This window comes from Nafulsella turpanensis ZLM-10, from assembly GCF_000346615.1.
GTDB lineage: Bacteria > Bacteroidota > Bacteroidia > Cytophagales > Cyclobacteriaceae > Nafulsella > Nafulsella turpanensis.
In genome coordinates this window covers 1-15,641 of record NZ_ANNU01000024.1, presented here as the reverse complement: position 1 = coordinate 15,641, position 15,641 = coordinate 1, and the positions used below count along the sequence as shown (strand labels likewise).

The 15,641-nt window shown below is 47.9% G+C and carries 10 protein-coding genes; 5 read left to right on the top strand and 5 right to left on the bottom strand.

Annotated elements, in window-relative coordinates:
- The first annotated feature begins 84 nt into the window (after positions 1-84).
- On the top strand, positions 85-4,341 hold the full coding sequence (locus tag F752_RS25355; RefSeq protein ID WP_017731763.1) for a S8 family serine peptidase: 4,257 nt from the start codon (positions 85-87) through the stop codon (positions 4,339-4,341).
- Positions 4,342-4,476: 135 nt separating this feature from the next.
- Here F752_RS25355 and F752_RS0110840 read toward each other — a convergent pair whose 3' ends face one another.
- A complete protein-coding gene (locus F752_RS0110840) occupies positions 4,477-5,196 on the bottom strand; it encodes a DUF4197 domain-containing protein (RefSeq protein ID WP_017731762.1) in 720 nt (239 codons plus the stop codon).
- A gap of 136 nt (positions 5,197-5,332) precedes the next feature.
- On the opposite strand from F752_RS0110840, the gene F752_RS0110835 reads away from it, so the two are divergent.
- The 3 genes from F752_RS0110835 to F752_RS0110820 all read left to right on the top strand — a co-directional run bounded on the left by F752_RS0110835 (position 5,333) and on the right by F752_RS0110820 (position 10,318).
- Positions 5,333-6,604 carry a competence/damage-inducible protein A gene (locus F752_RS0110835; RefSeq protein ID WP_017731761.1) on the top strand — a complete coding sequence of 424 codons (1,272 nt, stop codon included), beginning with the start codon at positions 5,333-5,335 and terminating at the stop codon, positions 6,602-6,604.
- 147 nt (positions 6,605-6,751) lie between these two features.
- On the top strand, positions 6,752-8,077 hold the full coding sequence (locus F752_RS0110830; protein WP_017731760.1) for a dihydrolipoamide acetyltransferase family protein: 1,326 nt from the start codon (positions 6,752-6,754) through the stop codon (positions 8,075-8,077).
- Positions 8,078-8,353: 276 nt separating this feature from the next.
- Positions 8,354-10,318, top strand: coding sequence for a tetratricopeptide repeat protein (locus F752_RS0110820; RefSeq protein ID WP_017731759.1), 1,965 nt, complete (start codon positions 8,354-8,356; stop codon positions 10,316-10,318).
- 36 nt (positions 10,319-10,354) lie between these two features.
- On the opposite strand, the gene bioA is transcribed toward F752_RS0110820, so the two are convergent.
- From bioA to F752_RS0110805, 3 genes are read right to left on the bottom strand one after another with little or no spacing between them, the layout of a single operon-like run.
- The gene (gene bioA / locus F752_RS0110815; RefSeq protein ID WP_017731758.1) at positions 10,355-11,632 is read right to left on the bottom strand and encodes an adenosylmethionine--8-amino-7-oxononanoate transaminase; all 1,278 of its coding nucleotides are present in this window, start codon (positions 11,630-11,632) and stop codon (positions 10,355-10,357) included.
- Positions 11,625-12,239 (bottom strand): dethiobiotin synthase, encoded by a 615-nt coding sequence (bioD, locus tag F752_RS0110810; RefSeq protein WP_017731757.1) that lies wholly within the window; start codon positions 12,237-12,239, stop codon positions 11,625-11,627. The genes bioA and bioD overlap by 8 nt, the downstream gene beginning before the upstream one ends.
- Positions 12,236-13,378, bottom strand: coding sequence for an aminotransferase class I/II-fold pyridoxal phosphate-dependent enzyme (locus F752_RS0110805; protein ID WP_017731756.1), 1,143 nt, complete (start codon positions 13,376-13,378; stop codon positions 12,236-12,238). Before F752_RS0110805 ends, bioD begins: the two co-directional genes overlap by 4 nt.
- Positions 13,379-13,657: 279 nt before the next feature.
- Here F752_RS0110805 and F752_RS0110795 point away from each other — a divergent pair, with 279 nt between their 5' ends.
- A complete protein-coding gene (locus F752_RS0110795) occupies positions 13,658-14,290 on the top strand; it encodes a porin family protein (protein ID WP_017731754.1) in 633 nt (210 codons plus the stop codon).
- A 100-nt stretch (positions 14,291-14,390) separates the two neighbouring features.
- On the opposite strand, the gene bioB is transcribed toward F752_RS0110795, so the two are convergent.
- Positions 14,391-15,404, bottom strand: coding sequence for a biotin synthase BioB (gene bioB / locus F752_RS0110790; protein WP_017731753.1), 1,014 nt, complete (start codon positions 15,402-15,404; stop codon positions 14,391-14,393).
- Between the last annotated feature and the right edge of the window lie 237 nt (positions 15,405-15,641).

Sequence of the window (15,641 nt, the reverse complement as noted above, 5' to 3'; positions counted from 1 at the left end):
CATCTAAAAGTAGTAGCATATGAGCAAAATAGGCAAAAACCAAATATATTTGATAAATACCGGTACCTGCAAGATAACAGTTTTATGCTAAAAATATTTACTAGCTGCCTAACTTTCCTCCTCTTCCCCTTCTTGCTGTATGCCCAGCCGGCTTTCGGCCCTGCAACCGCTCCCTACGCGGCAGGTATCGTTGTTTTCAAACTAAAAGGTGAGGAACTTCCCCCACTGTCTGCTGCCTCGGCCCGCACAGCCAGAGGTTTACAGGAACAGGCAAAAGCCCTCGCGGCCAGTGTAGGCGCAAAAGAGCTTGTTCAGCCGTTTGCCTCCCTTGGAATGCAAAAGAAAGGAATGAAATCGGCACGCCAGACAGAAAACAACCCACTTTCCAGTTTATACAAACTTGAACTACAGCCAGGCCAGCAGGTAGAGGAGGTTATCCGCCAGTTGCAAAGCAGTAAGCTGGTGGAGTATGCCGAGCCGTATTACCTCCCGCAGCTCCTTCAGCAGCCCGATGATGAATTTTTTGACCAGCAAGAGCACCTCACGAACATTAAAGCTTCCCTGGCATGGAGCATAAGCCAGGGAAGCAGGGATGTAGTTATTGGTATTTTAGATACGGGCGTAGACCTTAACCATCCGGACCTGAAACACAATCTGTACCTGAATGAAGCAGACCCTATTGATGGAATTGACAATGATAGCGATGGCTTTACCGACAACTATCATGGCTGGGACTTTGCCAATAACGACAATAACCCCTCGGCCGACAAAAGTGGCCATGGAACCATCGTTACAGGTTTTTCCTCGGCCTCCACTAACAACGATATTGGCATAGCAGGCACCGGTTACAACTGCCGCTATATGCCCATTAAAATTTTTCGTTCAGAAGATAACCGGTTTAGGAACGGCTACGAAGCCATGGTATATGCTGCCGAAATGGGTTGCGATGTTCTAAACCTGAGCTGGGGTGCCCCCGGTCTGCCCTCACAATATGTACAGGATATTATCAACTACCTGGTGCTGGAAAAAAATGTGGTAATTGTTGCTGCAGCCGGTAATGATGCAAAAGAACTGAACTTTTACCCTGCCTCCTACGAAAATGTGCTCTCCGTTTCCTCCTCCGACTATACCGATGCAAAGGCAGCTTACGCCACCTGGAGCCGCTTCGTTGATTTACTGGCCCCGGGTAAAGATGTTTTCTCTACCACCAATGGTGGAGGGTACGGAAATGGTACCGGCACTTCCTTTGCCAGCCCCCAGGTAGCCGGAGCAGCCGCTCTTGTCCGTTCTTACTTTCCTGAATTGAATGCCCTGCAGGTAATGGAGCGTTTAAGGGTTTCGTCTGATTCGGTAGACGATAGTGCTTTTCCTGAAAAAATTGGAAAGGGCCGCCTGAACATGGAAAAAGCCCTTTCCAGAACAGTTTCACCTGCCGTTCGAATGCAGCAGTTTAATATTTTCAATGGAACTGGTCCTTTTGCCTTTTACAACGATACAGTGGAAGTACGGATGGATCTGATTAACTTCCTTTCTGCTACTACAAAACTGAAATTAACCTTAAGCACCGAAAGCCCATATGTAACTTTCATCGATTCTGAAGTAAGCCCCGGCACCATTAACACCCTGGGCACTTACAAAAACGAAGCTACCCCCTTTCGCTTTTACCTCCACCCCAACCTCCCGAGTAACGAAGTAATTACCTTCCGGATTGGCTATTCCGACATCAATTATGAAGATTATCAATATTTTCAGCTAAGAACCAGTGGCTCTTATTTTGATTTTGCCTCCGACCAGCTCTCTCTAACCGTTTCTTCGGAAGGTAATTTGGGCTACAACTACAATTTCAACCTGCAGGGCAGCGGATTTCGCTTCCAAAAGGCACCACTTGCCCATAACCTTGGCCTGGTGCTGGCTCAAAGTTCCAAAGCAGTGGCCACCAATACCATGTACAATATCAGTCCTGCGGAACGTTATCTTGACTTCCGCCCCCTTGAGAGGCTGAAGCTTTTCACCAATTCCACCGCCAGCCGCGACGCCCGCTCTGCCTACGAGACCATTGTATCAGAAAATGTACCGCTGAATATAAGGGTGGAGCAGAAAATTCTCGGCTGGGAAGATACCCTTGCCAGTGCAGCCATGGTGATAGAATACCGGTTTATCAATAAAGCAGATACTGCTTATGAACAACTCCACACCGGCATTTTCACTGATTTTGATATCAATGAGTTTTTTCGAAACAAAGGAGGCTGGGATACTGCTACAAAAATAGGATATGCCTATGATTATGAGCAAAATCGCTATGCCGGAATGGCTCTTCTGAGCTCCCACGCCCCTTCTTTTCATGCCCTGGACATTGCTACCCGAAACGGCAATACCAGTGAGCTGGCCGATAGCCTCAGCCGTGCAGATCTTTATACCTACCTTTCTGGCGGGATAGGCAAACAAACAGCCGGCGTTGAAGGGAACGGAACGGATGTGGCGCAGTTTTTAGGAGGCACTATTCCTCTTCTGCAGTCAAAGGGCAGCGAAAAGGTAGCCTTTGCCCTGCTTACAGCTTCCTCGCTCGATGGACTGAAGAAGGCAGCAGAAGAAGTACAGAAAAAATACCTGCATTACCTGCAAACACCTCCACTAAACTCCCGGCTGCTGGCCTGCCCCGGCAGCCAGCTGGAAGTAAATCCTGCCAATGGGGAGCGGTTTCAATTTTACTCCGACCCCTACGGGCAGGAACTGATAGCTGAAGGCAGCACTATTATACTGGAAAATCTAACTACGGATACCACGTTTTATGTTGCCAATACCGATAATGAGTTCCCGGGCGATATTGAACGAATAGAGTTAATGCTAAAGGCACCACTGGCTCAATTTAGCATGAGTACCGATACCCTCTCCATTGAAGCCGGCGAAACTGGCATGGTTCAGTTAACCGACAAAAGTGAATTTCCTGCTGAGTGGTACTGGAATTTTAACAATGGCTATCAGAGCATTCAGCAATCGCCCAAAGCTTATTTTAACACCCCCGGCACCTACACCATTGAACTGGTAATGACGAATATTGCCGGCTGCTCCGATACGCTTAACAAACAGCTGGTAGTGGTGCAGCGGAATGCTCCCCCCGTAATAGATAATCAGCTGTTATGCGAACCAGGCAAAGCCATTTTGCTTACAGCAGATGGGACTCCTTTCCATTTATACGCCGATGAAGGAAGCAAGATGAAAATATTCAGCGGCACCGTGTTTGAAACAGCACAACTCACAAAAGATACAACTTTTTATGCCAGCAGCGGGCAGGGCGCTTACGAAAGCAGAAGCATAGCGGTTTCCATTGAAGTGTTTAGTGCAGATATAAACCTGCGCTACAGCATCGATACCCTTGCCGAAGCCCACCAGGCTCTACAATTTAAGGCCACTGTTCAGCAAGCGGAAGAGTTGGCCCGTATTGACTGGTTTGTGAATGGCGTACTAGCGCAACAGGGAGAGCAACTGCATTGGTCCTACACTGAGGAAGATGAAAGCATTTCCCTGCAGGTATATGCCTATTACCGGAATGGCTGCCAGGCGAGTGTTTCAGAAGAGGTTATGCTCGAAAAAAGCCCGCTGCCCCTGTTGGCTTCGCAGGAGCTGTGTAAAGGGGAAACCGCTTTACTCCGCCCGCAGGACGATGGCATCTATTACTTCTATTACAATGCTGAAAAAGACAGTCTGCTCAAGAAGGGCCGGGAGTATTTATTAGAGCCCGTGCAGGCTTCCCATACCTATTTCGTTACCAACATCAGTCTTGGCCAGGAAAGTGAAGCACTTTCCGTAGACGTTAATATACCCGAGGGCCTGGCCGATTTCACACTTTCTGCCGATACCATTTTTTTACATAGTGGAGAAGCTGTACTCTGCCAAAGCACTCATACCGAAGTGAGTGAATGGTTATGGAACTTCGGCAACGGAATTACCTCTTCCCTTCCAGCCCCGGAACACCCGTACAAAAATGCAGGCACCTACACCATTAGCCTCAGGGCAAAAAACCAAAAAGGGTGTACAGAGGTAGCCAGTAAAACGCTGGTGGTAATGCAAAATACGGCTACAGGTGAGGAAAAAAGTGCAGCATCAGGACTGGGGGTGTACCCAAACCCGGCAAAGGAGCAGCTACAAATTCAGGTGCCGGAAATTTCTGGCAAATCTGTTTTACACCTCCAAGATGCCAGCGGAAAACTGATAAAGACCTACTCTGTAAACGCCGGACAAAGCCTGTTCGAACTTTCAGTTCAGGCGCTGCCCCAGGGTTTATACTGGCTTCGCCTGCAAACAGAAAAAGGAACCTATACCAGCCGGTTTACCAGGCAATGATTTCACCTGAAGGCTAAAACTCACTATCCCTGGTCTTTAAATGCCCCAACAAAAAAGCCCTTCACACCCTTTAAGTGCGAAGGGCTTTTCATTTATTTAAATAAAAAGGTACTAAAAAACCGTTCTTACCACTACTCAGTCTGCCTGGGCAAACACTTTTTTCAGCAATTCGGTAGTACGGGCAACAGGGTTTTCCCTGATGTTCTTTTCTTCTTCCGCCACCAGCAGGAACAGACCATCAATGGCCTTTTGGGTGGCATAATCGGTCAGGTCGGGGTTTACTCTTGTTACACCCGGCAGGCGGTTATAAGTCGAAACAATATCGCCATAATAGCGGGTAGCCTCTACCTGGTCAAGGGCCCGGCTAATAACAGGCTCAAACTTTGCCCTTAACTGCTCCCCGGTCGTTCTCCGAAGGTATTCCGTAGCGGCATCATCCTCTCCTTTTAATATATTCCAGGCATCGCGGATGGTCATGCTGCGGATGGCATCCAGAAAAATAGGCTTGGCTTCTTTGGCGGCCTCTTCCGCTCCCCGGTTCAGCGTAAGAATAAACCGGTCCACCTGATTGCCCAGGCCAATTTGCCGAAGCTTTTCTTCTACTCTTTGAGCATCTTCCGGAAAAGGAATTTTAAGTCGTGGATTTTCGTAATAGCCTCCTTCCTGCGAAGCCTGCGCAGCCCCCTGGCTTATCCCTTTCGACAGCGCCTGCTTCAGCCCCTCTGCCACCTCTTCGGTGGTAAGACTTTGATTTTCTGCTAAAATCTCACCTAAAGTCTGGTTAATTTGCTGGGTTGTGCAGGAGACTGCAAAGAAAAGGAAGACCAAAAGGCCGATTCTGTTGATGTATCTCATAAAATTAGTTTTAGAGTAAACAATATTATTCCGTTTTGTTTTGAATAAGAGGAATGGATAAATCGTAATTTTCCATCTCAGTTAACAACCTATCAAAAATTCTACCAAAATTCAGGGGCTTACGCTCTTTATATAGATGAAAGAAATCAGGGCTGAAATTTTAACGATTGGCGATGAGCTGCTCTATGGCCAAATCACCGATACCAATGCTCAGTGGATGAGTGAAAAATTAAGTGAAGCAGGCATCCGGGTAGTCCGGAGAACCACTGTGGGCGATGAGGAAGAAGCCATACTCCATGCATTTGAGGAGGCAGAAAGCAGGGCCGATATTCTCCTCATAACCGGAGGGTTAGGCCCTACGGCAGATGACCTGACCAAACCTTTGCTTTCGAAATACTTCAATAGCCCCCTTAAAGTTCATGAAGATGCTCTGGAGAACATCCGTAAGATTTTTGCGCGCCGCGGCCTGGAGCTGACCGAGCGTAATCGCCAGCAGGCCGCCTTACCGGAAAGCTGCAGGTATATACCCAACCACCATGGCACCGCCCCCGGCATGTGGTTCGATAAAGAAGGGAAAGTTTTTGTGGCCATGCCAGGCGTTCCACATGAAATGAAGCATATGATGGAGTTCGAAATTATCCCGCTTCTCATTCGCCAGTTTAACCCGCCGGCCATTTTCCACCGCATGGTTCGCACTTCCGGCATAGGAGAATCATGGCTCGCAGAACATATACAGGAATGGGAGGAGGCGCTGCCCCCGAATATGAAGCTGGCGTATTTGCCCGGCCTTGGAGAGGTGAAGCTGCGCATAACCGCCTTTGGGGAACATATGGAAGGGCTGCAAAGAAATGTAGACGAAGAATTCCATAAACTGATGCCCCTGATTGAGCAATGGGTATATGGTGAGGGAGATGATACACTGGCCAAAGCCGTAGGACAACTCCTGCAAAAAGAAGGGAAAAAAGTGGCTGCGGCCGAAAGCTGTACCTCCGGCTTTGTCGGCTATACTCTTACCTCCGTGCCTGGCAGCTCTTTTTACTTTAACGGTTCCGTGGTGGCCTACCAGAACGAGATAAAGGAATCGATTTTAGGCGTAAAAAAAGAAACGCTGGAGCAGTACGGGGCGGTAAGCGAGCAAACAGCCCGGGAAATGGCCGAAGGGGCACGAAAAGTATTAAAGGCAGATTATGGCTTATCTACCACCGGCGTTGCCGGACCAGGAGGCGGTTCGGCAGAAAAACCAGTCGGCCTGGTATGGATAGCCGTTAGCAATGGAGAGCAAACGATTGCAAAAAAACTCAACTTCACCAAAGATCGTGACCTGAACATCCGCTATACGGCCGCTGCTCTATTGAACCTGTTCAGGCAAACTTTGGTAAAAAACGATTGGCAAAGAGCAGGAAAATAGTATTTTTGTAAAGCAAATACTCCTGGAGTGCAAAATATTCTGTAAACATTATTTGCCCCTTATTTATTTTTTACCTGATATAAGCATTTCATTTTCAGTAATTCAGAATATAATTTTGTTTTAAGCTATTTTTAAAATATAAGCATAATGGCAAAAGTAGAAATGGTAATGCCCAAAATGGGCGAAAGTATCATGGAAGGCACCATCCTTACCTGGTTAAAAAAAGAAGGAGATACCATAGAACAGGATGAATCTGTTCTTGAAGTAGCGACTGACAAGGTAGACACCGAAGTACCTGCCACTCATGCCGGAACCCTTGCTAAAATTCTGGTTCAGGAAGGCGATGTGGTACAGGTAGGAAAGCCTATTGCCATTATAGAAACCGAAGGAGAAGAAGCAGGCGACACCGCAGCACCAGCAGCCGAAAGCTCCTCTTCAGCCGAAAACCAGCAGGCAGCGGCCGCATCTGCCGCCTCCCGTTCTGCCGAACCGATGGAGAAGCCTGCAAGCGGCCGGTTCTATTCTCCACTCGTCCTGAATATTGCCCGCGAAGAAGGGATCAGCATGCAGGAGCTGGAGTCTGTTCCCGGCACTGGTAAGGAAGGAAGAGTTACCAAAAAAGATATTCTGGCTTATGTAGAAAACCGCAGCCAGGCGCCTGCCCCTGCACAGGCAGCTCCGCAGCAGAGCAGCAGCACTCCGGCAGCAGCAGCATCTCCACAGCAGGCGGCACCAAAAGTGTCTGTTTCTGTTAACGCCAATGACGAAATCATTGAAATGGACCGCATGCGCAAAATGATTGCCGACCGTATGGTTGACAGTAAGCGCATCTCTCCGCACGTTACTTCTTTTGTAGAAGCCGATGTTACGGATATCGTTTTCTGGCGGAACCGTATGAAGAACGAATTCAAGCAGCGCGAAGGCGGCAACCTTACCTTCACTCCTATCTTTATAGAGGCAGTGGTTAAAGCCATTAAGGATTACCCGATGATCAATGTTTCTGTGTCGGAAGACGGAGGCAAAATTATTAAGCGCAGAGACATTAATATAGGGGTTGCCGTAGCCCTGCCTACCGGAAACCTTATTGTGCCGGTTATTCACAAGGCCGACCAGCTGAACATTGTTGGCCTTACCAATAAAGTAAATGACCTGGCAAAAAGAGCACGGGAAAACAAGCTGAAGCCCGATGAGCTTTCCGGCGGAACCTATACCGTTTCGAATGTTGGCTCTTTTGGCAATGTAATGGGAACGCCTATTATTATGCAGCCCCAGGTGGGTATACTTGCTCTTGGCGCTATTGTAAAGAAACCTGCTGTAATTGAAACAGCTAATGGAGACGCCATTGCTATCCGCCATAAAATGTTCCTCTCCCACTCCTACGACCACCGCGTAGTAGATGGCTCACTCGGAGGCATGTTTGTACGCCGTGTAGCCGATTACCTGGAACGATTTGACACGAAAAGAGGAATTTAAGAATCCTTTCCAAAACCGGAAGCCCTGCTATTTCCATAGCGGGGCTTTTTTATTTCCACCTTGCTTTCTGCCAGCAAAACATGAAACGAAAAATGTTTGCTTCCCTTTCAAAGGAATGATGGCAGATCAAAAAAGATGACACACCTGCCCTGCTAGCGCTTTTCTGCTCCCTGAAAAATTATTTTTAAAATATCCGGTATAATTTTTTCAATCCACTATCATTCGTATATCAATTCTTTTATATTTACTACTGATAAAAGAGGATTAGATTATTGCATGAGAAGTACCTGGCTCTTCGTTTTTCTTTTTTGTAGCAGATTCCTTTTTGCCGGCAGCTCGACAGGTACCGACAGCCTTCAAAATCTTCTCCAAAACGAACTCCCCGACACGCTCCGGCTCCAGGTATTAAATGAACTTGCTTTCCAAACTTCTACATCGGACCTTAGCAGCTCCCTCACTTATGCAGAAGAAGGGCTTTTACTGGCCGAATCTTTAAAGGACCGAAGGCAGAAGCGCCAGATACTACACCTCATGGGTATTGCGCACCACCGCCTCGGTAATTATGACCAAACCCTCTCCTATTTCAGGCAGGTGCTCAGGATGTTCGAAGAAGATGAAAACTTATCGGGCATTGGTGCCATGTATAACAACCTGGGTATCCTCTACAGGGATATTAAAAATCACCAGGCTTCACTGGAGTATTATCAAAAAGCCCTTTCTATTAAACAGCAGCTGGGCGATAGCAGCGCTATTACCAGTACGCTCAGCAATATTGGCATAGCTTTTATGGAACTGGGCCAGTATGATAAGGCCTACCGGAATTTCACCAGGTCGCTGAACATTGACCGTAAGCTACAAAATGTAGAAGGGCAGATGTATACCTGCGAAAATCTGGGAAAACTTTTTTCTCAGCAGGCACAGTACGATTCTGCAGGCTTTTATCTCCATCAAAGCCTGGCGCTGCTACCCGAAGAGGGGCGGGAATATGAGCATTCCCTCATTTTAAACAGCCTTGCCCAACTTTATCTGGCGCAAAAGAAGGCACAAACGGCTGTAAAATACCTGAAGAAGGCCATTGACTTAGGCAATAAAGTTCAATCCAGAACTGCCTTGAAAGAAAGCTACAAAATGCTGGCCGACGCCTATGCCCAACAGTTAAATTACAAAAGAGCCTTTAACTGTTACCAGCAGTACATTGCCCTGAAGGACTCCATCTTTAATGAGGAGAACCTGGAGCGCATCAGCCAGATTGAAACAAATTACCAGTTGTCGAAGCGGGAGAAGGAGATTGAAATACTCAAAAAGGATGCCCGTATCAGTCACCTTCAACTAAGCCGGAACCAGATGGTGAACTACTACCTGTATACCGGGCTGTTTCTGCTTATCTCCGTTTCGTTCTTCCTGTTCTTTCAGTTTAAGGCAAAGAGAAATTCGAACCAACTGCTCAAAAAAACAAACGATGCCATTGCAGCCCGTAATTTGAACATCACCAGCAGTATTGATTATGCCAGGACAATTCAGGAAACCCTGCTCCCCCAGGAAAAGCAGTTGCTGACCTACTTTAAAGAAGCTTTTGTATTTTGCAAAGCCCGTGATATTGTTAACGGAGACTTTTACTGGTGTTATAAAAAGGGAGATAACTGCCTGCTGGCCGTAATTGACTGCACCGGTCATGGTGTTCCCGGTGCGCTGATGACAGTGATGGTCAATTCCCTGCTCAACCAGATTGTGATCGACAAGCATGTTTACTCCCCTGCCGAAATTCTCAACCAGCTGAGACAATACCTGCGACAAAACCTTCGGCAGGAGCAGGAAACGGAAATATCGGCCGATGGGCTCGACCTGGCCATTTGTTCAATTGATACCAAAGAAAAGCAGGTAACTTTTGCCAGTGCCAAACGGCCCCTGTACCTTGTCCAGCACCATGAACTTCGGGTTTATAAAGGAAATAAAACAACTTTTGGTGGCCCCCTTTCGCAGCCGGCAGAGCAGTTTCGCGAAGGCTCTTTTTACTACCTGCCCGGGAGCTGTCTGTACCTTTTTACAGATGGGATTACCGACCAGTTTGGAGAAGCAAGCGATAAAAAGTTTATGCACTGGCGACTACAGGAACTCATAAAAGAAAATTATGAGTTCCCCATGCAGCAGCAGAAAAGAAAAATAGCTGGAAGTATAGAACAATGGCAGGGGAAGCTGGAGCAAACAGACGATATGCTGCTCCTGGGCATTCGCCTCCCATAGCTCCTCTTAAAAAATGCTTCCGCTTTCATTCTGTATTTACAACTTATCCAGTAATTCCTCTATAGCACTGTAAATCCTGTCCAGCTCCTCTTCCTTAATTACATAAGGAGGCAGAATATACAGGGTATTTCCTAATGGCCTGAGTAAAATATCTTTATCGAGGAAGAAGGTATACAAACGATTTCTTTTGGAATTAAAGTAAGAAGTTCCCTCTTCCGTGCGAATATCCAGCGCCATAATGGTCCCGAGGGAACGGGCATTCTGTACCTTCGGATGATCACTCAGGCGGTCGGCAAACAGGCTCTGCTGGTAGGCGATGCGGGCTATGCTCGACTGGCAATCATCGGACAGCAACAGCTCCATACTGGCATTTGCCACCGCACAGGCCAGTGGGTTGGCGGTAAAGGAATGTCCATGAAAAAAGGTCTTCATGATGTCCGGATCACGAAAAGCGGCCTGAATTTCTTCTGTACAGGTAGTAACACCTAAGGGCATGGTTCCGCCGGTAAGTCCTTTGCTCAGGCAGAAAATATCCGGTTGATGCTGAAGGTAATCGGAGGCAAAAATTCTGCCCGTTCGCCCGAAGCCGGTCATTACCTCATCGGCAATACAGATGACTCCTGCCTCTCTGGCTATCCGGAGGAGTTCATCGAGCACAGCAGCCGGATACATGCGCATGCCGCCAGAACCCTGGATAAGCGGCTCGAAAATAAATGCAGCCACCTCTCCGGTATCGACTAATTTCCGGAAGCGGGCCATCAGGGCTTCATTATTCTCACCATCCGGAAAGGGAAGAGAAGACACCTCGAACAGAAAAGGCTTAAAAGGCTGCACAAAAGCATTCCTGTCGCCTACAGACATTGCCCCGAAGGTATCGCCATGGTAAGCACCTTCCAGGGCAATTACCTTAGTGCGGGCGCCGCCCTTATTATGCCAGTACTGGAAAGCCATTTTAAGCGCAACTTCTACCGCCGTACTTCCATTATCAGAATAAAAAACCTTTGCCTGGCGGGAAGGAAGTATGTTGAGCAAGCCTTCTGCCAGCTTAACCGCAGGCTCGTGGGTAAAGCCGGCAAAAATAACATGCTCGAGTTCCCGGGCCTGCCGGCTGATGGCTTCGGCGATATATTCATTGCTGTGGCCATGGATGTTCACCCACCAGGAAGACACAGCATCCAGTATAGCTCTTCCACTGTCGGTATATAAATAAACACCTTTGGCCCTCCGGATTGGCAGCACAGGCAAGTCCTGCAGCAAAGGAGTAAAAGGATGCCATACAACTTCCTTATCGCGTTCCTGTAAATGATTAGGCATATAAGTTCTTTTTTATCTGTTGAGCATACATCTGCACCAGGGCAGCATCTACCTTTTTGTGACGGGCCAGGCGCAAGAGGCATCGGTAGCCCGTGCGCTCCAGTATAACCTCCTCAGTACCGGGCATGGCATCGCCATTAAATAGGATTCCTTCCACCGGATAGTTTCGCTCTTTCAGCAATTCGGCCGTCAGTAATGTGTGGTTAATTGAGCCCAGGTAGTGGTTTGACACCAATACAACCCTGGCTTTCAACTGAGGCACCAAATCTATTACGGAGTCCCGCTCATTGAGGGGCACCAGGCAACCGCCTGCCCCTTCAATAACCAAAGGGCTTCGTGCTCCTTCCGGAAGCTGAATATCTGATAATTTAAGCGCCCTCCCTTCGGCTGCGGCTGCCGCATGTGGGGAAGCCGGCATTTTAAGTCGAACAGCCTCGGGAAGAATGCGTGTACGGGAATTCGTCAGCAGCTCGCGAACAGTATCACTATCGGCCGGAAGGCCGGCCTGAACAGGCTTCCAGTAATCGGCCTGCAGGGCTTCTGCAAGAATGGCACTGACAAGCGTTTTGCCACTGTCGGTTCCAATGGCGGTTACAAAATAATTCATACTAAAGCAGCGGCCAGGCTCTCAACCAGGCCATTAATTTCAGTTTCTGTATTATAAGCATGCAGGCAGATGCGCAGGCGCTCCTTGCCCTGCGGCACAGTAGGAGAAACAATGGGGCGAACATCAAAGTCCTGCTTCTGCACCTGAAGGGCTACTTCCCGCAATTTATTTACATCGGGTATTACGATGGCCTGCACCGGGCTGTAGCTTTCTATCTGACAGCTACTATCCAGCAATGGCAGTAGTTTTTCCTTCTTCAATACCTGAAACCATTCGATTCTCCTGCCCAGCTCTTCAATCAGCTCCTGGTGGTTCGAAAGGAAGCGGAAAGACTCCTGCAAAGCGACCAGCGAATGAGGCGGTAAGGCAGTGGTATAGATAAAAGGTCGTGCAAAGTTAATTAAATATTCTTTTAAGTCTGCTGTACCTGCCACACAGGCGCCGTGGCTCCCCATCGCCTTCCCGAAGGTATATACCCGCGCCCACACTTTCTCCTCAAGCCCTAAGGCACAAACTAAGCCTTTGCCTTCTCCGAAAATGCCCGTACTGTGCGCCTCGTCCACCACCAGGGCCGCTCCCTGGGAGTCGCACAGCTCTGCGAGCTCCGCCAGCGGTGCAATGTCGCCATCCATTGAGTAGACAGACTCCACAACCACAAACACCTGCCCACTCGCCCGCTTAAGGCGATTTTTAAGGCTCGGCACCTCATTATGTTTAAAAGAAAAACGTTGTGCCATACTGAGTCGGCAGCCTTCTTTTATGGAGGCATGCACCAGCTCATCATAAAGTATCGTGTCGTTTTTTTGTGGCAAGGCAGACAGCAGGGCCATATTAGCCATATAGCCGGAATTCATGAGCAGCGTGCTTCCTGCCTTAAAAAATGAAGCCATAAATGCTTCCAGCTCTTCTGCCAGGGCAGAATGACCGCAAATAAGACGGGAGCCTGTAGAACCATTCATAAGTGCCAGTTCCTCAAAGGCCTGGCTGATTTGCCTGCTCAGGTCTTTGTTTCGGGCCAGCCCCAGGTAGTCGTTAGATGAAAAATCTATTTTCCTGCTTTCCGGATGGAGCCTGCGAAGGGTTCCATCCTGCCTGCGGCTTTCGAGTTTTTTCTGTATGTGCTCCTCTATAAGCTTCATAAACAATTATGATGGTGTTCAAAAGCATTTTAAATGCCTGATCTGCTAAAAGTTTACCAACCAGTAACCGGCTATATTCGGCCAGTGCAGGAACTGAAAGCCAGAACGAATGCCACTCATGAGGGCACATCCTCTTTTCCTTTCCACCTGATTGCTTAACAAAAACAGCCTGTTCATATACTTTTTGTGTTTACACTCGTACTTTTGAACAGGAAAAGCACATCTGTTATTAATGAATGTGCGTTAGCTAAATATCATTTTTAAACTTTTCTTTCAACTATGAAAAAATTATTTTTTATTATAAGCCTGTGTTCCCTTAGCAGCTTTGCCTATGCCCAAAGTTTTACAAAAGGCCTGAAAGTTGGAGCCGGACTAGGCTCGGCAAATGTCGAGAAGGTACAAAACGGCTGGGAAAACGATGGTATTACAGCCGGAATACATGCCGGGGTTTTTGGCAGACTCAAGTTAGGCCCTCTTTTTGTTCAGCCCGAAGCTTACTATACCTTTACCAAAGCGGTGCTGAGTAAAGAAGATCTGCAGGGCGGCTCGGTACCGGACAGGCTTGAGCTGGATTTTCACCGTCTGGATGTTCCGGTAATAGCAGGCTTTCGCCTGTCGAAACTTTTGAGGGTCAACGGAGGCCCTTTTGCAAGTTTCCTGATTGATACTGAAGCCGTAAGCGAAAGCTCAACAGTAGTAGCGCGTGCGGATGAGTATTATGAACGTGCTATTTGGGGGTGGCAGGCCGGCCTGGGGCTGGACTTTCTCCGCTTTACCCTTGATGCCCGCTATGAAACTACTATCGGCAACTTACGTGATTATAATCCGGAAAACACCAGCATCCATACCTATCTTCCCAATGAACAGCAACAGCAACAGTTTGTAGTTAGCCTGGGATATTTCCTGAATTAATACCCTCCTGTCCCGGATAGCTTCTGCGACACTTGCATAACCATTTAAAAAAATCATCCTGAAGTTAGTTTCAGGATGATTTTTTATTCTGCTTTTCCGGTTAAGCCTCTGCCTGGGCTGATGGAATCTGCTGAAACTTGACCGCTTCTTCCCCTTCTTTGAAAGCCTTTCGTGGTTTAAGGTTCAGCACCTGGAACATTTCCTGATCTGATACCACATTTGGGTTAGGCGTTGTCAGCAGTTTATCGCCGGCAAAAATACTGTTGGCACCAGCCATAAAGCAAAGGGCCTGCTCTTCCGTATTCATGCGAACACGACCGGCAGAAAGGCGCACCATAGCTTTTGGCATAATTATGCGGGCAGTGGCAATCATGCGCACCATTTCCCACACCGATACGCGTGGCTGTTCTTCCAGGGGAGTTCCTTCCACCGGCACCAGTGCATTAACCGGAACCGACTCCGGATGCTCAGGCAGCGTAGACAAGGTATGCAGCATACCAATCCGGTCTTCCATGCTTTCGCCAAGACCTATAATACCGCCGGAGCAGACAGATATTTTCGCCTGCCGTACATTCTCCAGGGTATCGAGGCGATCTTTATACGTTCGGGTACTGATGATATCGCCATAATGTTCTTCGCTGGTATCGAGATTATGGTTGTAAGCATAAAGTCCTGCTTCTTTAAGCTTATTGGCCTGTTCTTCGGTAAGCATGCCAAGGGTACAGCACACTTCCATGCCGAGCTTATTTACGCCTTTTACCATATCGAGCACTTTGTCAAAGTCGCGGTTATTCCGCACCTCGCGCCAGGCAGCGCCCATGCAAAAACGTGTGCTGCCGGATTCCTTGGCCTCCTGTGCTTTTCCCAACACTTCTTCCACTTCCATTAGCTTATGTACCTTTACATCTGTGTGGTAGCGGGCAGCCTGGGGACAGTAAGCACAGTCCTCGGGGCATCCGCCTGTTTTTACCGATAAAAGAGTACATACCTGCACCTCCTGTGGGTCATTAAATTCCCGGTGAACAGTCGCCGCACGGTAAATTAATTCCAGCACAGGTGAGTTGTATATTGCCGCGATTTCCTCGCGTGTCCAGTTATTTCTTATTTCGCTCATGCTTCTTCACATTAGTTAGAAAAGTCAGGGTATGAAATAAGCTATTGCGCCGGCAAAATCCAAATAAAGCAGCAGGATAATCACCTAATCTTTGTAAAAAAAACAGCCCATTTGAACTGATGCAGCAACAAAAAAGCCCTGTACGATGGCACAGGGCTTCTTAATTTACTTTTTTGTCCCGTCCTGAAATAGCGATACACAAAAAGAAACGTTATGAGACAAGGAGAAGAGCCAGAG

Excerpts from the sequence above, each read along its gene's own strand:
- F752_RS0110805 (WP_017731756.1), bottom strand. The coding sequence starts at position 13,378 with ATGAAGCTTATAGAGGAGCACATACAGAAAAAACTCGAAAGCCGCAGG.
- F752_RS0110830 (WP_017731760.1), top strand. The coding sequence starts at position 6,752 with ATGGCAAAAGTAGAAATGGTAATGCCCAAAATGGGCGAAAGTATCATG.
- bioD (WP_017731757.1), bottom strand. The coding sequence starts at position 12,239 with ATGAATTATTTTGTAACCGCCATTGGAACCGACAGTGGCAAAACGCTT.
- F752_RS0110820 (WP_017731759.1), top strand. The coding sequence starts at position 8,354 with ATGAGAAGTACCTGGCTCTTCGTTTTTCTTTTTTGTAGCAGATTCCTT.
- F752_RS0110795 (WP_017731754.1), top strand. The coding sequence starts at position 13,658 with ATGAAAAAATTATTTTTTATTATAAGCCTGTGTTCCCTTAGCAGCTTT.
- bioA (WP_017731758.1), bottom strand. The coding sequence starts at position 11,632 with ATGCCTAATCATTTACAGGAACGCGATAAGGAAGTTGTATGGCATCCT.
- bioB (WP_017731753.1), bottom strand. The coding sequence starts at position 15,404 with ATGAGCGAAATAAGAAATAACTGGACACGCGAGGAAATCGCGGCAATA.
- F752_RS0110835 (WP_017731761.1), top strand. The coding sequence starts at position 5,333 with ATGAAAGAAATCAGGGCTGAAATTTTAACGATTGGCGATGAGCTGCTC.
- F752_RS0110840 (WP_017731762.1), bottom strand. The coding sequence starts at position 5,196 with ATGAGATACATCAACAGAATCGGCCTTTTGGTCTTCCTTTTCTTTGCA.
- F752_RS25355 (WP_017731763.1), top strand. The coding sequence starts at position 85 with ATGCTAAAAATATTTACTAGCTGCCTAACTTTCCTCCTCTTCCCCTTC.